The sequence below is a fragment of the Pedobacter sp. B4419 genome, from assembly GCF_059693725.1.
Genome location: NZ_JCASSL010000001.1, coordinates 1979137 through 1998878, shown reverse-complemented (window position 1 = coordinate 1998878; position 19742 = coordinate 1979137). Strand labels below are relative to the sequence as shown.

Sequence of the window (19742 nt, the reverse complement as noted above, 5' to 3'; positions counted from 1 at the left end):
ACAATTGTATACTTACTTTCGTAATAAAAAATAAACGATGAGTACAGCCAAGCAAAAGATATTAATTGTTGATGATGAGCCGGATATTTTAGAGCTGATCGAATATAATCTAAAGAAGGAAGGGTATCAGGTATTTTTAGCAAGCAATGGCCAAGATGGTATTTCGGTAGCTAAAAAGGTACATCCAGATTTGATTATTCTCGATATCATGATGCCTAAAATGGACGGAATTGAGGCTTGCCGTTTAATGCGGGCCATTCCAGAGTTTAAGAATACCTTTATGGTGTTTTTAACCGCCAGAAGCGAAGAATATTCTGAAATTGCCGGTTTTAATGTGGGTGCCGACGATTATATCGCCAAACCTATTAAGCCAAGGGCATTGGTAAGCCGTATCAACGCTATTTTGCGCAGAAATGCCAGTGGCGATGAGGTTTCTGATAACAAAGTAGAAATTGGTGACCTGGTAATAGACAGGGAAGCTTATTTGGTATTTAAAGATGGCGAAAAGGTAATCTTGGCCAAAAAAGAATTCGAACTTTTGTATCTATTGGCTTCTAAGCCGGGTAAAGTTTATACCAGAGAAGCGATTTTAAAGAACATTTGGGAAGATTCTGTAGTGGTAACCAATCGTACCATCGACGTGCATATTCGTAAACTGAGAGAAAAGCTGGGAGAAAACTATGTAGCTACCGTAAAAGGAGTGGGCTATAAGTTCGAACTCTCTTAATTATAAAGTATTTCTAGTAAAAAGAGCCTTGGCATTATTCGCTGAGGCTTTTTTGTTTTTCGTCATTGAGAGGAGGAACGACGAAGCAATCTTTCCAGACAAAGAAATGTATATAAGCAATGACGAGTTTATGGACGGGCGAATCAATGACTAATGAACCAGTGAACTAATAAGCCAATGACCAATCAACCATTGACCAATCAGCCAATGAACTAATGAGCCAATGAACGGATAAAATTCGTACTTTTGCATTTTATATCCATTATTGAGTGAAATATCCCGTATTTAAAGACCTTATTATATTCGAAAACGACGACTACATCGTTGTAAACAAACCACCGTTTATTGCCTCGCTTGATGAGCGCAGTACAGCTGGCGAAACCAACATCCTGCGCATGGCCAAACAATACATAGCTGATGCACAGGTTTGCCACCGCTTGGATAAAGAAACTTCAGGAGCCATTGTTATTGCCAAGCATCCGGAAGCCTATCGCTCGCTTTCCATGCAGTTTGAACGGAGAAAGGTAAATAAGATCTATCATGCGGTAGTAGATGGACAGTTCCAGTTCGACAATTTGTTTGTCGACCTCCCTATTTTGAACGATGGCAACAAAAACGTAACCATCGATAGGCAAGAAGGCAAACGCGCAGAAACCTATTTCAATTCTTTAAAGTACTACAAGCACTATACTTTGGTAGAATGTAAACCAGTTACGGGAAGGATGCACCAGATCAGGATCCATTTGGCTACACAGCGTGCGGCCATTTGTGGCGATCACATGTATCGGGGGAAACCGGTTTTCTTATCGAACATCAAAAAAGGCTACCGTTTGTCTAAAGACGAAGAGGAGCAGCCGATTATGAAACGCTTCGCCCTGCATGCCAAACAAATTACATTTAAAGGTATGGATGAGCAGGAAATTACAGTTGAAGCAGCTTATCCAAAAGATTTTGCCACGCTTTTAAAACTACTTGATAAATTTGATGCCTAACTTAATGTGCATTAATGTTATCAGTTAAGACGCTCTATATATTTTTAAAATCAAATCACCAATCGGATGTATGCAAGATTTGTAGAGAATGTTAATCGGCTTAATGCGTATAGAAAAAGCAAAATCTCTAACAGGAATTTTTTAGTTGTAGCAACCTTGATTGTAGGCGTTTTAGCAGGATTGGCGGCAGCTCTGCTCAAAACAATTACTCACCACATCGAGGAATTTCTGCAAACCGATCTGCATTGGCAATATAAGTACTATTTATACCTTTTGTTTCCTTTAATCGGCATTTTACTATCGGTAACCTATGTTCGTCGTTTTATTCGCAAAGGGAAATTTGAAACAGGTTTAACGCCATTGCTGTATACCATCTCCAAGAATTCGAGCAAATTGGAGCTTCACAATTCTTATTCACAGATTATTACGGCAGCCTTAACGGTTGGTTTCGGTGGTTCTACCGGATTGGAGGCCCCAATAGTAACCAGTGGATCTACCATTGGTTCGGCAGTTGGCCGTTTTTTGGGCCTATCTTATCGTGAAGTTACGCTTCTGTTGGCTTGTGGCGCCGCTGGAGCTATTGCCGGTGCTTTTAACAGTCCGATAGCCGGAATTGTATTTGCCATTGAAATCTTATTGCCAGAATTTACCATACCGGCTTTTATTCCTTTGCTCTTGTCTGCAGCAACTGCGGCGGTAGTGGCCAGGTTCTTTTACAACGAACAATTGTTTTATTTGGTTACAGAAGGCTGGCAGGTGTCGGCATTGGGCTTTTATGTAATTTTGGCTGTATTGATTGGATTGTTCTCCATCTATTTTGGCAAGGCCAATTATGCCATCAAGGGCTTTCTCTATAAAATTAAACATCCTTATAAAAAAGCGATTTTAGGTGGTCTGATGTTGGGTGCGCTGGTTTTCTTGTTTCCCACTTTATATGGCGAAGGCTATATCACCATCAAAAGTTTGCTAAAAGGCGATACTACAGCCGTTATTCACAATAGCATTTTCGCCGATTATGGTGGCTTGCCTGCGGTGGTATTGCTCTTTACGGTCATTACTGTATTTGCCAAGTCCGTAGCCACTTTGATTACGTTAGGTGCTGGAGGTAATGGCGGGATCTTTGCGCCTAGTCTGATTATTGGTGGACTGATTGGCTTTATCGTAGCTTTCAGCATCAATACCTTGGGCATTGCACAAGTAAATACTGCCAATTTTATTGTGGCGGGTATGGCGGCTTCTTTAGGGTCGATTATGCACGCACCTTTAACGGGTATTTTCCTCATCGCCGAAATTACTGGAGGCTATGTTTTAATGGTACCATTAATGATTACCACTGCAATTGCTTATTTGATCAACCGCAGTACCAACAAATATTCGATCTACACCAAGCCCTTGGCCGATAAGGGTGAGCTTTCTCACCACGAAGACAAGGATACTACGGTATTGAACATGATGAAGCTGCGTTACCTGGTAGAAAAGGATTACCTGGTATTAAGGCAGGGCGATTTGATTAAAGATAGGATGGGAGAGCTGTTGCAATCAAAGCGGAACATATTTCCCGTAGTTGATAATGATAACAGCTTATTCGGGATACTGTATGTGGAAGATATCCTTAAGGTAACGGTTGGACAATCGATTGATGAAACCCTAAGCGTTGATGAATTGGTACAGACACCGCCTGCATTGGTAAATGTCAATGCCGATCTGAAGCAGGTATTGCAGGCAATGGAAGCCGAAAATGTGTGGATTTTGCCAGTGGCCGATGATCGTGGTCAATATGTAGGCTTCATTTCCAAAACAGCCATATTCAACAAGTACAGGGCAATGCTAAGCCGTCAGGCAGATTATTTGAGTTAGAAGTTAACAGTTTTCTTTTGCTCATAACCGTTAACTCCCAACTCAATACTAGCTTATTCGCTTCTCTTTAAGCCAAATTTTTCAATCTTGCTGTACAAATGGCTTCGTTGGATTTCGATGTCATCTGCCGTTTTAGAAACATTCCAGTTATTTTTTTCCAGCTTGAACTTGATAAACTCCTTTTCGGCATAGTCTTTATAATCCTGAAAATTAGAGAATTTATCATAGTTGATGGCCGAACCTGCGTGTTGTGCAACCGCACCGCCATTTCCGTTTGCGGCGCCGATGTTGGTGCCACCGGTTGGATTGGCAAAGGCCACCACATCGTTCTCGGTAATGATCTTGTCGCTTAAAATGATCAATCGCTCAATCATGTTGTGCAACTCGCGTACGTTACCTGTCCATGGCAAAGCTTTTAGGGCACCCATGGCGCTATCATTGATTTTCTTTACAGGCATGCCATAATCATTGCAGATTTCTTCTAAAAAGTGCTGTGCAATTACCGGAATATCGTCTGTACGTTCTGTTAGATGAGGTACGTGGATGTTGATTACGTTTAAGCGGTGGTAAAGGTCCATCCTGAAATTACCGTCTTCAATCTCTTTTAAAAGATCTTTATTGGTCGCCGCAATTACACGCACATTTACGTCAAGTTCTTTTTCGCCACCTACACGGGTTATTTTATGCTCTTGCAAGGCACGTAATACTTTGGCCTGTGCCGATAAACTCATATCGCCGATCTCATCCAAAAACAAGGTACCGCCATTGGCCAGTTCAAATTTGCCGATCCGTTGTTTTACGGCAGAGGTAAATGAACCTTTTTCGTGACCAAATAATTCGCTTTCGATCAACTCTGAGGGAATAGCCGCGCAGTTCACTTCAATTAACGGACTTTCTGATCTGTTCGATTTTTCATGGATCCATCTGGCCACCAATTCTTTACCACTACCATTCGCTCCGGTAATCAATACACGGGCTTCGGTAGGGGCAACACGCTCAATGGTTTCCTTAATTTTATTGATGCTTTCCGAATCACCTAAAATGTGACGGGTTTTGCTAACTTTTCGCTTTAAAACCTTGGTTTCGGTAACCAAAGTACCGCGGTCTAAGGCGTTGCGGACCGTAATTAATAACCTGTTGAGGTCAGGTGGTTTGGATACGAAATCGAATGCCCCTTTTTTGCTGGCTTCGATAGCTGTTTCTACGGTTCCATGGCCAGATATCATGATAAACGGGAGGTCTGGTTTCAAGGCAAGTGCATTTTCTAGCACTTCCATACCATCCATTTTATTCATTTTGATATCGCAGAGAACAAGGTCGTAATTGTTCTTTTTGATGAGTTCTAATCCGTCTATGCCATTGTCAATGTCGTCAACATCATAGCTTTCATATTCTAAAATTTCGCGTAGGGTACTCCTTATCGCTCGCTCATCATCAATTATCAGCAATTTTGCCATAGGTGTGTTATTCTTTTTAACTATTCGCTAATATATTGTTTTTATTTAATCGTCAAATTAAAAAATGCAAACCGGTAAGCCGGGTTCTGTCCCCGATAAATCGGGTTCCTATCATTAATCTAGTCTAAATGTTGCCATTTATCTCTAACGACCTACCCGCTAACATCGGGCGAGCAGCCCTACATACGTTAGCCTATTTGGTCTTTCAACTCCCGGGGTTTACCAAAACGCTAATCGCTTAGCGAGCTCGTGAGCTCTTACCTCACGTTTTCACCCTTATCCCGATCAATCGAGACGGTATATTTTCTGTGGCACTTTCCGTCACCCAGGTCTTCAATCCCAAGCGCCTTCCCGTTAGGAAGCGAGATGCTCTATGTTGCCCGGACTTTCCTCCTCTCTAGTAAACTAGAACGGCGATAGAATGGTTTGCATTTTTACAAAGATAGGCATAAATGAGTTTATAGTTCATAGTTGTTGGTTAATAGTCAATAGTACATGGTTTATAAGTCGTAATTCTTTGAGAACTACAAACTAGCTACTAACAAACTAACAACGAATAACGAATAATTTGAAAAACTAAGCCGGTGCTGCTATTTTACAACAGTCCCGCTTTTTGCTTTACTGCGCCTCATGCTTCGGCTTCGTGCTCGCGCCAATCGGGTTTAAGAACAGTTGGCATCGCACTGAGAACTGGCAACTGGCAACCGAAAACTGGCAACTGAAAACTGGACTGGAAAACAACACTTACGAAGTTCTAAAAACTTCGTAAGTGTCTATCAGATTATTCTATTTACAATTTTGCAGATCGGCTGTAACTTTCTGGTAGTCGTACATGCCTTGCTTATTGCCAAACGAATTGGTAATGTAAACCACTACCTGCGCAATATCAATATCGTGCAGGTTAGGAAAATCGGGCATTTTGCCCTGATACGCTTTACCATTGATTGTGATAGCTTCGTTGCTGCCGTTTTTAATGATACAGGCCAGTTTTGCCTTGTTCTCTTTTAAAAACAGCGTGTCGGTTAGTGGCGGAGCCAATTCGCCCAGACCTTCGCCGTTTTCGCCATGGCAATTTTGGCAATAGATTTTGTACAAATCCTTGCCATTTGATATGTATTTGGCTTTTTCTATTTCGCCTGCATCTTGGCAGGAATAAATAATAGCAGCTACAGTAAGCGAGAAAATTGTAAATAGAACGGTTTTACGCATGTTATTCTTTTTCGGCCAGTAAAATGGCGATATCATTTTTCAGCTTGTTTACCTCTTCCATTTTGGTGCCATCGTAAGCACCACGCATCCGCTTGTGCTTATCAACCAATACCAGCCAGCCCTGATGGATGTAGCCATCTTTTGCGGTGCTGTCTTCTTGTACGGCTACCAAATAGTTATGTTCGGCCAAATGATAGATCTCATCTTTGGAGCCATAAACAAAAGCCCATTTTTTAGTGTCTACGCCTAATTTTGCAGCATATTTTTTTAATACCGATGGCTTGTCATATTTAAAATCGATGGTATGCGATAAAAATGATACCTCTGGATTGCTTTTATACTCATCGTAAACGGTTTTAAGGTTACGGTGCATGGTAGGGCAAATGGTGGTACACGAAGTAAAGAAGAAATCGGCCACATAAACCTTGTCCTTAAATTGGTCTTGCGTAATTTCCACGCTGTCTTGGTTAAGTAATTTGAAATCAGGAATGGTTTGGTATACTGTATCAACTTTTTCGTTTCCGTCTTTGTCTTTTACTGTTTGTGCTTCGCGCTGGCCATAAAACGGCAGTTTTTTATTGTTGTTACAGGCAACTAAAGCGATGCTAAATGCAACTGAAAGGCCCAAAAAGGCGATGTTTTTAAATTTGATCATGATGATTAAAATTTAGTTTACAAACATACGCTAAACATTTTAGGCGTTTAGCGTATGCGTGATGATTTGTTTAAGATTTTAATAAATAATACAATTGATTGATGTTATACGTAATGCCTACATAAACCTTGGCCGCGCTTTGAGGATGGTCCGTTTTGGCCTGCCACATATTGGTTTGCATGCCCAGGTTAAGGGCAATGTTTTTGTAATAGAGATCGGCACCTACACCACCCATTAGGTTGTTCATTTCGTGTTCTCCGGTTTTAATGCCCTTGTAGGTTTCTCCGGCAGAATTTTCATAGAAGAACTGCACTGAAGGCATGACCTGCCAGTTTTTACTCAGCTTTTGCGTATAGAAGAAATTAAGAAAAGTGGTACTGCTGTTGGCAATGCCCTCTTGTTCGTTATTTTCTCCGTTTATTTTGTAGGAAGTGTTAATGCTCATGCCAAACTTTTTAAAGCCCAACAGGTAATTGGCGTAGATGAAGCCATCGGTACTTCCTGTTCCGGGTTGCATCAGGGCCGAATAACGGATGCCGTCCACGGTTTTGATGCTGTTTTTTCCGGTAGGCAATTTGAGGCCTGCACCAACAATTAAACGTTGGTTAAACACGGGCTGATCCAGTTTTCGGATCAGATGATAACCTGCATAGAGGTTGACGTCGCCCATGCCCGAAATAGAGTTGGTGTAGCCATTGTAGCGTTCGCTGTTCGAATTGTAGGGAATGATGGCATTCAGCTCGATGCGCTTGTGCAAGAAATAGCGGCCACGTATTTCCATGGTTCGGTATACCTCATAATCCTCGGGATTATTGTTGTGCCCCGTTAAAGGTTGGGTTCTGTCATCTTTAGGAAAGAAAAAACTGCTACCCTTTGGAAAAAACTGATGGTTTTGGCCACGATAACCATTAAATGAACGATAGCGGTACAGCAAGCCAAAGCTGCTTTGGTTGTCGTAAGGGGTTAAGCCCATAAAACAGCCACAAATATCGCAGGCAAAGGCGCTCGTGCTCAGGAGGCATAAAGCAAGGAGCAATAGTCTACTCTTCGCTAAAGATTTTATTTTTGATGAATTCATCGTCGGTTAGTGTTTTTAAAAAAGAAATGATTTGTTGTTTTTGTGCTACAGACATCGCAATGCCTGTTTTTAGGGAGGGATCTAAATTAACTGCCTGTTGCACACCAGTGTTATAGTGTTCCAAAACCTTGTCGAGCGTGTTGAAACGGCCATCGTGCATGTAAGGCGTAGATAATTCGATGTTCCTTAAGGTTGGAACCCTGAATTTCCCTTGGTCGCTTGCCAAGCCGGTAATGATTTTACGGCCTTCGTCAATGCTGTTTACATCCAGACCATTGCTTCTGTAGCTGAGATCGGTAAATAAGGGTTCTGCATGGCAACTGGCACATTTATCCTTAAACAACTGGTAGCCCTGCTGTTCGTCGGCAGTAAAAGCGTATTGCTGTGGATTGCGCATTACCTTGTCGTATTTGCTGTTTCCGGAAACCATTGTTGCCGTAAATTGGGTCAAAGCCCTCAACAGGTTTTGTGAAGTGATGGAATTTTGTCCAAAAGCATCGGCAAAAAGCTGTGGATAGGGGTTGGTCCCTTTCAAAAAACTGATGATGGTATTCAGGTCGGTTGCCATCTCACAGGCATCGGTAATGGCATTTACAGGTACGATTTCCAGGTTTTTGGCACCGCCATCCCAGAAGAATTCCTTTTGCCAGGCCAAATTAAACAGCACCGGTGCATTGCGTTTGCCTAAACAATTATTTACGCCATGGCTTACGCTGTGATCGAGTTGTGCAAATGCGGCAAATTGCTGATGGCAGCTACCACATGACACGCTTTTGTCGGCCGACAGCCTCACATCGTAAAACAGCCTCTTTCCCAATGCAAAGGCCTTATTGTTTAAAGGATTGCCTTCAAACTGGTAAAATGGCGTGGGGAAATTGGCAGGTTTTACAAAAGTGATCTGCTCCTCGATCGGCTTGTTGGCCTCTCGTTTGCTACAGGCATAAAGCAGCGCCATACTTGCCAGCAAGGCAAGATATACTTTCAAGTGCTTCATGTGCTTAATTATGGATATGGTCTAGCTGAAACATTCCATCTACATAATTATCGGCTACGGTAACTGAGTTGGCACCGCCCATGGTGAAGTTCAAATTGTCGAATTTGATGTTCTGTTTGCCGGTAAACATACTGGCTACATTTACCTTGAAGTGCAACTGTGGTTTTTTATCGGCCCTAATTCTCAAAGGATTACCCGCGCTAAAAGATGTGCTAAATGTTCTGATGGTATTGTTCGGATCAACAATGCCCCCAATATGAAAGGTGAGGCTTTTGTTGGCTGCAGTCGATTGTGGCGAAGTACCTTCAAATTTTACAAAAATATAGCCACTGTTCCAGGTCCAGAACATACCCAGTGCCGGGTCTAAGGCGCCTGTTTGTGCACCGGCCAGGTTTCTGTCTTTGTCAACCCCTATGAGGAAAGAAATTTTGGTATAATCGCCAGCAGGAATATTGTTTAAGCTGTTTAGCAGGCTTGCCGGTTTAGAAGCGTCAACCAAAATATAGCTTTCAGGAGCACTGTAAACCGAGCCATCGGCCTTGGTGAGTTTAACATTGCTTACATAATATTTAAATACAGATACGTTAAAGCTGTCGCCATTGGCATTGGTATAGTTCTGTGTTTCTAAAACTAGCGGGTTGCTGTTCACTACGTTCTCGAACTCTAAGGTGAAAGCACCTTTTTCGTCTGTAGGAGTGGTAGTTTCGTCTTTTTTGCATGAAGTAAATACGATAGTAAAAAGCGCAACAAATGCGATGGATATATTTTTGATATTCATTTTTTTTAAAATTTAAATAAGGTTGAGGCATAAAATGCCCATCAATTGAATTTTGCTAAATCAATAGGTAGTGCTGGGCCAGTTGTACGGCAAAGCCGATCTCTAAGTTGTGGAGATTACAATTGGCCTAAAAATGATGGGATTAGCCCAGCTGGGGAGGATGGAAGATGGAAACAGCCGTTTGAATAGGCTTTTTTTGCAAATAGTTAGGTACGGCCGTGGCCAAACGAACTTCTAAAACCGGTGCCAAAAAAGCTACAGTTTCTGGAGCCAGGCTTTCGATCATCCTTTTTAGGTTTTCCTGATCCTGTTTGTTTTTTTGCTCCAGCTCCTTCAGTTTAATATCCATGAAACACTTGCCCTCGCAATGCAGTTCGGGTTTGTCTTTATTGGTACATAAAACAGAAGAAATATAAGCCTTGTTAAAGGCATAAGAAGTGGCCAACAGCCAATAGTTAAAGCAATTGGTAGCAATACCAACGACTAAAAAAATTGCGATGAGTTTTCTGTAGCCAGCCATTGGGCGCAAAAGTAGGAATTAAATCATTGTTAAGCCATAAAAGGTGGATATTTTTTGAAAGGTAAAAATGGAATAGGTAAGATGTGAAATGTAAGATGGGAAATGGAACTGCTTTTTCAATTGTGCGTTTTGTTGTTAATTTAAAGCTGCGAATAGAAAACTTACATTGGTTTGGAAAACAATGACAATGCCTGTCGGTAATTTTAGCCCTTCTTTTCGCTTTACTCCATTGCATTTCGTGTTCGCTCCAATAAGGTTTAACAGACAAAGAAGGTGGTTCTTTTGCTGATCTTTTTAATAATAAATCCCTAGAAATTTCACTTATTTCTTTCTGTTTGCCATCTTTAAGGCTATGATCAACAGACCAGCTAAGTTTTCTTTTATTATTTTCTCTGTTTTTATTGCCTTTAAGCTCAACGCACAGGTAGTTACGCAAAAACTCAACACCAACTGGCAATTTCAGGAACAGGATGAAGCCAAATGGTATTCCGCAAAAGTTCCTGGCGAGGTGCATACAGATTTAATGCAGCATAAGTTGATTCCCGATCCATTTTATAGGGATAATGAGAAAAAGGTACAATGGGTAGAAAAAGAGAACTGGGATTACAAAAGCAGTTTTGCGGTTGATGCGAATATCTTCGGTAAAAAGCAGGTTGAATTGGTGTTTGATGGATTAGATACCTATGCCGATGTATACCTGAATGGCCGATTAATTCTAAAGGCGGATAATATGTTTCGCCAGTGGCGCGTGGAGGTGAAAAAAATACTGAAAGAGCGGGATAATCAACTCAAGATCAGGTTTTATTCGGCACAAAACAAAGTCGATTCGATGGCCAAGGCTGATTTGCCTTTTGTTATTCCCGATAACCCACGTGCCTATGTACGCAAGGCCCAGTTTCATTTTGGCTGGGACTGGGGGCCAAAACTAACCACTTGTGGCATATGGAAAGAAGTACGTTTAGAAGCTTATAATTCGAAGCTGGTTGAAAAGCCCTTTGTTGCACCCATTCAAGTAGAACTGGTTCAAAAACCTGATGATAAAGGCAGTTCTTTCTATTTCAACATCAATGGAAAGGCTACCTATATGAAAGGCGCCAATTACATTCCTTCGGATGCTTTTGTAACCAGAATGAAAAAAGCCGATTATCGTAAAATGTTAATGATGGCTAAAGATGCCAATATGAACATGTTGCGCGTTTGGGGTGGAGGTATTTACGAATCAGACGATTTTTATGACCTCTGCGACTCGCTGGGCATTTATGTTTGGCAGGATTTTATGTTTGCAGGTACCATGGTGCCCGGTGATAAACATTTTATCGACAATGTAAGAGAAGAAGTAAAATATCAGGTGAAACGTTTAAGGCACCATAAAAGCATTGTGGTATGGTGTGGCAATAACGAAATAGACGAAGCTTTTGACCGCTGGGGCTGGCAAACACAGTTTAGGATGAGGCCAAAAGATTCGGTTAAGCTTTGGCATGATTACACGAAACTATTCAGAGACAGCATTCCGAAATGGGTTAAAGAGGCGGGAGATAGCCGACCTTATATCAGTACTTCGCCAAAGTATGGTTGGGGTGTTAAAACCAGTATTACTGAAGGAGACAGCCATTATTGGGGCACTTGGTGGGGCGGAGAAGATTTTGAAGTATTCGAAAACAAAACGGGGCGCTTCATCAGTGAATACGGGATGCAGGCCATGCCTAATTATTCGAGTATTTTGGCCTTTACCCAACCCCAAGATCGTTATTTGGCTTCTGATGTGATGCAAAGCCACCAAAAAGCAGGCAATGGCTATAAAAAACTGGATGGCTACCTCAAAAACTACATGATTGATTCGGCTCGGATCGGTAAGCTTTCTGTGGAAGATTATACCTACTTGACTCAATGCGTGCAATACTATGGTTTCAAGAATATGATTTTGATCCACCGGAGCAAAGAACCTTATAACATGGGCACCTTGCTGTGGCAGCTGAACGATTGCTGGCCGGTAGCCAGTTGGAGCATCACCGATTATTATAACCGGGCTCCCAAAGCCGCTTGGTATGCCGTAAAAGAGGCGTATAGAGATGATGTAAGGCCGGCAAGAGATACAGTGAGACCAAAAGACCTTAAATTGAGTGATCCACAAATCAGCTATCAACTTAAAGGCAATCAGTTGGTGTTGAAATCGAAGGCATTTGCCAAGTATGTTTTTGTTGATTTATCAGGTTACAAAGGCAAATTCAGTGAGAATTATTTTGATCTTGAACCAGGCAAGGAGAAGGTAATTACTTTTGATTTGAAGGATTTGGCCAATAAAAAGCCTTTGGTAAAAGTAAAGTCGCTTTGGGAAGTAATCAAGTAGTTTATTCTAACAAAGGGAAGAATCCGATGGTATAGATTTTTCGCTTTAAGCGTTATTTCTGAATGATAAGTTAATAAAAAAGGTTGGCGAGGACGCCAACCTACTAATTAAAATAATTTGTCATTCCGACGATAGGAGGAATCTATACAACAGATTCTTCACTTCACTGCGTTCCGTTCTGAATGACAAGTGGTTTTGATTTAGAATATAGGGCAAATGTGACTATCGGTTGGTGTCATCACCAACCGAAAATATATAACCGAGATCAATAGTAGCGTGATGAGTATGTTTCATAAAAGGCAAGGCCAAATGATTTGTGACGAAGTATATTTTTATACCCAAAGTATAAATAACTTCAAGCATTTACTTGCTGATGATAAGTTTAAGCTGATCGTTATGAGTTCCTTGCAATATTTGTGTTTACAAAAACTTTTAAAAATATATGGCTTCGTAATCATGCCAAATCATGTTCATCTGATTTGTAATAGTTTGAAAGTTAATGGAAAGGAAAGCCCAATAACAAGTTTTTCTAAATATACAGCTCATCAGTTTAAGAAGCAGCTCTTAGCCGCTTCTCCAGAAAAACTAAGTGATTATAAATCGGATAAAATAGACAGGGAATTTCAATTTTGGAAGAGAGACCCACTGGCAGTACCGCTGAGTTCAATTAAAATAATTGAGCAGAAGTTGGAATATATACATCACAATCCTCTACAGGAGAAGTGGCAATTGGCCGATCTTCCTGAGAATTACAGATGGAGCAGTGCTGGTTATTATTTAAATGAAACTGATGAATTTGGCATAATCACTCATTATATGGACTGAATTTCCTAATATATGGTTGGTAAGGATACCAACCATTAGTGATTTAGGGAAGCTTGCTGGTGAAGAATACCAAACAGTTTGAGGAAACTAACCTTAAAATAACATTGGTCCCGAGGTAAATGTCACTATCGGTTGGTGTCGTCACCAACCGATAATATCATATTGACTAAATTTCTTAATACATGGTTGGTAAGGATACCAACCATTAGTGATTTAGGGAAGCTTGCTAGTGAAGAATACCAAAAAATGTTAGTGAGGGCACCAACCTTAAAATAATATTGGTCCCGAGGTAAATGTAACTATCGGTTGGTGTCGTCACCAACCGATAATAATCACACATTACATGGATTGAATGTCCTAATACATGGTTGGTAAGGATACCGACCATTATTGACAACAGATTCTTCCTTCCACTGCGTTTCGCTCTGAATGACAATTAATAAAAAAGGTTGGCGAAATGCCAACCTTGGATAATATCTGTATTGAAATAGATTGCTTTGCTATGCTCGCAATGACGAGTATAGGATTATGCCTGCAAATCTTCCATTATGGTTTTGATCTTGGCTTGCAGCTTTTCTTCGGTTGCATTATAAGCTGTCGCGCTCTCTAATGGTTCATTTACGCTGCAATAGAACTTGATTTTCGGCTCGGTACCACTCGGACGAGCAGAAATAATGCTTCCATCGGCAGTGATAAATTGTAAAACATCTGATTTTGGAAAGCCTAAATCTTTGCTCGAACCAGCCTTGATATCGGTTTCCTTGTTCAATTCATAGTCTTTTAGGGTCACCACATCAGATCCACCTAGTTTTGCAGGCGGATTGTTCCTGAATTTTTCCATCATGGCCTTGATTTCTTCGGCGCCTGTTTTGCCTTTCTTGGTAATCGACACCAGGTCTTCTTTGTACATACCGTAGGTTACATACATCTCGATCATGGCTTGGTATAAGCTGCTTCCTTTGTCTTTGTAAAAAGCAGTCATTTCGGCAATAAATGCACAAGAAACCACGGCATCTTTATCTCTTACCAAATCCCCAACAAGGTAGCCATAACTTTCCTCGCCACCGGCAATAAAGGTTTTTTTGCCTTCTAAACTGGTCATTACCTGGCCAATCCATTTAAATCCGGTTAGGGTATTGAAGTATTCTACATTTTTGGCGTCGCAAATCGCTTTAATCAAGCTGGTCGTCACAATGGTAGAAACCACGTATTCTTTGCCAGTTAACTTGCCTTTTTCCTGCCAAGCGGTTAAAATATAGTTGATCAACAAGCTTCCGGTCTGGTTGCCGTTCAGCAGTACAAACTCGCCATCGTTGTTTTTTACGGCAATACCCACGCGATCAGCATCTGGATCGGTAGCCAACACCAAATCTGCATCGATCTCTGCTGCCTTTTTCAGGGCCAAGGTTAGGGCTTCTTTCTCTTCCGGATTAGGGTAAACTACCGTAGGGAAGTTGCCGTCAGGCTTGCTCTGTTCTTCTACTACGGTAACATTGGTAAAGCCAAACTGCGCCAAAGCATTCGGTACCAAGGTAATTCCGGTACCATGGATAGGAGAGTACACAATTTTAAGGTCGTGCTCGCGTCCAATGGCATCTGGCGATGCCGAAAGTGCCGTAATCTTATCCAAATAAAGCTGATCAATCTCTTCGCCAATCAGTTCGATATTGCTGTCAACACGCCCAAATTTTACTTCGTCGATGTTTTGGATGGCAGCTACTTCTGCCATTACCATTTTATCATCTGGCGAGGTAAACTGACCACCGTCGTTACCATAAGCTTTGTAGCCGTTGTATTCTTTCGGGTTATGCGATGCCGTTAACATTACGCCGCTTTTGCAGCCCAAATGACGAATAGCAAATGAAAGCTCTGGTGTAGGCCTCAATGCCTTGAAAAAGTAAACATGAATGCCGTTTGCAGAGAATACATCGGCTGTTATTTTGGCGAAGTAATCTGAATTATTACGACTATCATGCGCAATAGCCACACTGATCTTTTCGCCTGGATATTTTTTGTTCAGGTAATTGGCTAGGCCTTGCGTGGCGGTGCCGATGGTGTATTTATTGATGCGGTTGGAGCCTGGGCCCATAATGCCGCGCAAGCCGCCGGTACCAAATTCCAGGCTTCTGTAAAAAGAGTCGGTGAGTTCGGTAAAAGCTTCTTTATCTAATAGGGATTGGATTTCATCCTTGGTGGCTTGGTCATAATTGCCTTTAAGCCATTGATTAATAGTGTCTAATGTAGATTGTTCTAGTTGCATACACAGAATCTGGTTGATGTTTGATATAAGACAAAACAAAATTAAAATTGTTCGCTCGGCGTTAAAATGCTTAGCAATCAGAATTTTATTTTGTGAGTTTAGCAGAAATTAGCCGTCTTTTCTTTAATTTCACGCCCCGTTACAATATTAAGAAAAATACCTATTCTAAAAATTAAAATGAAACCATTTAATTTTTGGCAAATAAAAATTAGATAGCTTCATTACGATCAAAAACAATATTAAACTAAATGAAAATATTAAAATTCGGAGGCACGTCAGTAGGAAGCCCTGAGCGCATGAAAAAACTGTTGGATATCATTAATCCGGCAGAAGAGCAAATCGTAGTTTTATCAGCCGTGTCTGGTACTACAAATAGTTTGGTTGAAATTTCAGGAAAGCTGCTTAAGGGTGAGAAGAAGGAAGCCATCGAATTAATTAATAGCCTGCACCAAAAATACAATGATTTTGTAACAGAGCTTTTGTCGGCAGGCGACTTTAGGGAACAGGGGCAAGAAGTGGTGGATTATCATTTCGCTTTCTTAACCGGCTTGACCAACGATTTGTTTACCAATATCGAAGACAAGGTGGTATTGGCGCAAGGCGAGCTGCTATCGACCACTTTATACCATATTTACCTGAAATCAATCGATGTACCTTCGGTTTTATTGCCTGCGCTTGATTTCATGAAGATCGACGAAGACAACGAACCTGATGTTCCCTTTACAACAGAACATTTAACACCCTTATTGGCCAAACATAAAGGCAATAACCTGTTCATTACGCAGGGCTTTATTTGCAGAAACAGCTTTGGAGAAGTAGATAACCTGCGCCGTGGAGGCAGCGATTACACCGCATCTTTATTAGGTGCCGCTATTATGGCCGAAGAGGTACAGATCTGGACCGATATTGATGGAATGCACAATAACGACCCTCGCATAGTAAAAGGAACCAAACCCATTTCGCATTTGTCGTTTGACGAAGCCGCCGAGCTGGCTTATTTCGGTGCCAAAATTTTGCATCCGCAATCGGTTTTCCCTGCTCAGAAATATAAGATTCCCGTTCGTTTGTTAAATACCATGGAGCCTAAGGCTACAGGAACGGTAATTAGCACCGAGAGCGAAAAAGGAAAGATCAAATCGATTGCCGCCAAAGATGGCATTACGGCGATCAAGATCCAGTCGAGCCGCATGTTGTTGGCCTATGGTTTCTTAAGAAGGATTTTTGAAATCTTCGAGCGCTACAAAACACCGATCGATATGATTACCACTTCGGAGGTTGCCGTATCATTAACCATCGATTTTACCGATAACCTGGATGAAATTGTAAAAGAACTGAATTCTTTTGGCAGCGTAGAAATTGATAAAGACCAAACCATTGTTTGTGTGGTAGGCGATTTTGGTGCAGAGAAGCATGGCTATGCCGCCAAGGTATTGGATTCGATCAAGCACATTCCGGTAAGGATGATTTCTTACGGTGGCAGTGCCTATAACATTTCTTTATTGGTAGGTACCGAAAACAAAACCGAAGCCCTAAGAAGTTTGCACGATCGCATTTTCGAATAATTGATTACTTGAAAAGGTAATAAACAAAAATAATAAACAACAAAAGCAGTATAGAGAGTCGAACTCTTCTTTCAAATTCGCGTCGGGTAATGTTTTTTACTCTGTAGTCGAGGTAATTGATGGCATAAATGCCAGCTAGGAAGATCAGGAAGACTGTTAATAGAAATTTCAACGATGATGTTTTCCGATAAAGATATAGCACATTTTTCTAATTTAGAAACCCCGTTTTATTATTACGACCTTAATTTGCTTCAAAGCACTTTAAAGGCTTGTGCAGCAGCAGCGAAACCTTATCAGTTTCATGTACATTATGCCATGAAGGCCAATTTTAATCCGAAGGTATTGGCTAAAATTGAGCAGGCAGGCTTTGGTGCCGATTGCGTAAGTGGCGGCGAAGTGAAAAAGGCTTTGGAAGTAGGCTTTGCAAAAGAAAAGGTGGTGTTTGCAGGTGTCGGAAAATCAGACAAAGAAATTAACGAGGCTTTAGACCAGGATATTTTCTGTTTCAACGTCGAGTCTATCCAAGAACTGGAGGTTATTAACCAGTTGGCAGAGAAAAAGCAGAAAAAAGCCAAAGTGGCCATTCGGATCAATCCCAATGTTGATGCGCATACCCATGCCAATATCACTACCGGATTAGATGAGAATAAATTCGGTATCAATTCTTGGGATATGCCGGCCTGTGCCGCTATCTTGAACATTTCGGCCAATTTAGAGTTTGTGGGAATCCATTTCCATATCGGTTCGCAAATCACCAATTTAGACGTGTATAAGAACCTTTGTACCCGTGTAAACGAGTTTGCAGCATGGTTCGAAGATCATGGCTTTAAAGTAACTGTATTGAATGTTGGCGGTGGCTTGGGTATCGATTACTACAATCCAGATCAGCAGATCCCTGATTTTGAAGCCTATTTCAAGATATTCTCAGATTTCTTGGACGTAAAACCTTACCAAGAAGTACATTTTGAATTGGGCAGGGCATTGGTAGGACAGAGCGCATCGCTAATTTCGAGAGTGCTTTACGTGAAGAACGGCAAGAAAAAGAACTTTATCGTACTAGATGCAGGTATGACAGAATTGATGCGTCCGGCATTGTACCAGGCTTATCATAAAATCGAGAATATCAGTAAACAGTTTGCAGTGAGCGGTTCACAGACACCAAACGCAGAACACCAAACGCCAAGCCTAGTGAAATACGATGTAGTGGGACCGATTTGCGAAAGCACCGATTGTTTTGGCAAGGAAGTAGAACTGCCTGAAAGCTTTAGGAACGATTTGATTGCCATTAGAAGTACAGGCGCTTATGGCGAAGTAATGGCTTCGCACTATAACCTGCGCGATGCAATCGTAACTATTGTTGCAGAATAAAACCGTACACAATGAAGAGCTTATTTGTTGTTTTACTGATTTCGATTTCCCTGCAGTTAAATGCACAGCAATTAAGTGATGGTCCATATGTATTTTATTCGAACAACAAACCTGTAGCCAAGAGATTGGTGGATGGCGTCTTAAAAACCGATACGCTCAAACAAGCTGTTCCATTTGTTGTTGATGTTCCAAATCATCCCGAATGGAGCTTTAAAGTAAAGCTCAAAAAGAGTATAGCCGTTGAAAAACCGGAATCGGCTCAGCCTAAAAAGATTTTGTTCCTTTCTGATATTGAAGGCGAATTTGCAGCGCTTCGCTTGTTGTTGATCGGCAATAAGGTAATTGACAGCAACTATAATTGGATTTATGGCAAAGGCCAATTGGTTATCTGTGGCGATTTGTTCGACAGGGGCGAAGATGTGGTTCCTGTTTTATGGCTGCTGTATAAACTGGAAGAGGATGCCAAGGCCAAAGGTGGCTATGTACATACCATTTTGGGCAACCATGATATGATGAACCTGAGTGGTGATTACAGATATGTGCGGCCAAAATATTTAGCCGAAGCAAAAGGCCTGGGATTAAGCTACGACCAGCTCTATACTCCAGATACCGAATTGGGACGTTGGTTGCTCAGCAAAAATATAATCGAAAAAATAGGCGATAACCTTTGTTTGCATGGCGGCGTATCGCCAGACATCAACAAAAGCGGACTTTCTTTAACAGAAATCAATACCAGGTTTAGACCATACTATACCAATTATGGAAAAACCAAAGAGATGACCGATCAAAGCCTGGTTTCGTTTTTGAAAAACGGTACAAGCCTTTTTTGGTATAGGGGTTATTTTAGCGAGCCAAAAGCCACACAAAGCGATGTTGAAGAAACATTAAAGCTGTTTAAGGTAAAACGCATCATCGTAGGGCATACCATTACCAAAGAAAACATCTCGTTTTATTATGATCAAAAGGTAATTGGAATAGATGTAAACCAACATGCCGGCGATCATCGAGGTGCCTTATATGAAAATAATACCTGGTATAAAGTAGACGGACAGGGCAATCAAATTAAATTGTAGCGAAACCAAGCTTCATAGTTGATTAACAGTTCAATTTGTC

Annotated in this window: 16 protein-coding genes and 1 other RNA gene; 8 read left to right on the top strand and 9 right to left on the bottom strand. The window is 41.2% G+C overall.

The annotated features are described in order from the left end of the window. The first annotated feature begins 37 nt into the window (after positions 1-37). The 3 genes from AC570H_RS08305 (at position 38) to AC570H_RS08295 (ending at position 3576) form a co-directional block, all read left to right on the top strand. Entirely contained in the window at positions 38-727 is a 690-nt protein-coding gene (locus tag AC570H_RS08305) for a response regulator transcription factor (RefSeq protein ID WP_199139343.1), read from the top strand. A gap of 269 nt (positions 728-996) precedes the next feature. Continuing rightward, positions 997-1719: an RluA family pseudouridine synthase gene (locus tag AC570H_RS08300; protein ID WP_497353598.1), complete on the top strand. Its 723-nt coding sequence runs from the start codon at positions 997-999 to the stop codon at positions 1717-1719. A 66-nt stretch (positions 1720-1785) separates the two neighbouring features. Beyond that, positions 1786-3576: a chloride channel protein gene (locus AC570H_RS08295; RefSeq protein WP_497353596.1), complete on the top strand. Its 1791-nt coding sequence runs from the start codon at positions 1786-1788 to the stop codon at positions 3574-3576. 53 nt (positions 3577-3629) lie between these two features. On the opposite strand, the gene AC570H_RS08290 is transcribed toward AC570H_RS08295, so the two are convergent. From AC570H_RS08290 to AC570H_RS08255, 8 genes are all read right to left on the bottom strand, one after another. Beyond that, on the bottom strand, positions 3630-5033 hold the full coding sequence (locus tag AC570H_RS08290; RefSeq protein WP_497353594.1) for a sigma-54-dependent transcriptional regulator: 1404 nt from the start codon (positions 5031-5033) through the stop codon (positions 3630-3632). 59 nt (positions 5034-5092) lie between these two features. Next, positions 5093-5466, bottom strand: an RNA gene (gene rnpB, locus AC570H_RS08285) — RNase P RNA component class A. 353 nt (positions 5467-5819) lie between these two features. Next, the gene (locus AC570H_RS08280; RefSeq protein ID WP_497353592.1) at positions 5820-6242 is read right to left on the bottom strand and encodes a c-type cytochrome; all 423 of its coding nucleotides are present in this window, start codon (positions 6240-6242) and stop codon (positions 5820-5822) included. A gap of 1 nt (position 6243) precedes the next feature. Continuing rightward, on the bottom strand, positions 6244-6897 hold the full coding sequence (locus AC570H_RS08275; RefSeq protein ID WP_497353590.1) for an SCO family protein: 654 nt from the start codon (positions 6895-6897) through the stop codon (positions 6244-6246). Between the two features lie 70 nt (positions 6898-6967). After that, positions 6968-7975: a hypothetical protein gene (locus AC570H_RS08270; protein WP_497353588.1), complete on the bottom strand. Its 1008-nt coding sequence runs from the start codon at positions 7973-7975 to the stop codon at positions 6968-6970. Continuing rightward, complete coding sequence (locus tag AC570H_RS08265; RefSeq protein WP_497353586.1) at positions 7938-8969, bottom strand: cytochrome-c peroxidase; 1032 nt, start codon at positions 8967-8969, stop codon at positions 7938-7940. Before AC570H_RS08265 ends, AC570H_RS08270 begins: the two co-directional genes overlap by 38 nt. A 4-nt stretch (positions 8970-8973) precedes the next feature. Continuing rightward, complete coding sequence (locus AC570H_RS08260) at positions 8974-9747, bottom strand: MbnP family protein (protein ID WP_497353584.1); 774 nt, start codon at positions 9745-9747, stop codon at positions 8974-8976. Positions 9748-9889: 142 nt separating this feature from the next. Continuing rightward, the gene (locus tag AC570H_RS08255; RefSeq protein ID WP_497353582.1) at positions 9890-10267 is read right to left on the bottom strand and encodes a hypothetical protein; all 378 of its coding nucleotides are present in this window, start codon (positions 10265-10267) and stop codon (positions 9890-9892) included. A 352-nt stretch (positions 10268-10619) separates the two neighbouring features. Here AC570H_RS08255 and AC570H_RS08250 point away from each other — a divergent pair, with 352 nt between their 5' ends. Both AC570H_RS08250 and AC570H_RS08245 read left to right on the top strand, forming a co-directional pair. Continuing rightward, complete coding sequence (locus tag AC570H_RS08250) at positions 10620-12614, top strand: glycoside hydrolase family 2 protein (RefSeq protein ID WP_497353580.1); 1995 nt, start codon at positions 10620-10622, stop codon at positions 12612-12614. A gap of 279 nt (positions 12615-12893) precedes the next feature. Then, complete coding sequence (locus tag AC570H_RS08245) at positions 12894-13439, top strand: transposase (protein ID WP_497353578.1); 546 nt, start codon at positions 12894-12896, stop codon at positions 13437-13439. Between the two features lie 526 nt (positions 13440-13965). Here the strand turns inward: AC570H_RS08245 and AC570H_RS08240 are convergent. After that, positions 13966-15699, bottom strand: coding sequence for a phospho-sugar mutase (locus tag AC570H_RS08240; RefSeq protein ID WP_497353576.1), 1734 nt, complete (start codon positions 15697-15699; stop codon positions 13966-13968). Positions 15700-15947: 248 nt separating this feature from the next. Here AC570H_RS08240 and AC570H_RS08235 point away from each other — a divergent pair, with 248 nt between their 5' ends. The 3 genes from AC570H_RS08235 (at position 15948) to AC570H_RS08225 (ending at position 19702) form a co-directional block, all read left to right on the top strand. After that, positions 15948-17261, top strand: coding sequence for an aspartate kinase (locus AC570H_RS08235; RefSeq protein WP_497353574.1), 1314 nt, complete (start codon positions 15948-15950; stop codon positions 17259-17261). Between the two features lie 177 nt (positions 17262-17438). Beyond that, positions 17439-18629, top strand: coding sequence for a diaminopimelate decarboxylase (lysA, locus tag AC570H_RS08230; RefSeq protein WP_497354908.1), 1191 nt, complete (start codon positions 17439-17441; stop codon positions 18627-18629). 11 nt (positions 18630-18640) lie between these two features. After that, positions 18641-19702, top strand: coding sequence for a metallophosphoesterase (locus AC570H_RS08225; RefSeq protein WP_497353572.1), 1062 nt, complete (start codon positions 18641-18643; stop codon positions 19700-19702). Positions 19703-19742 lie beyond the last annotated feature (40 nt).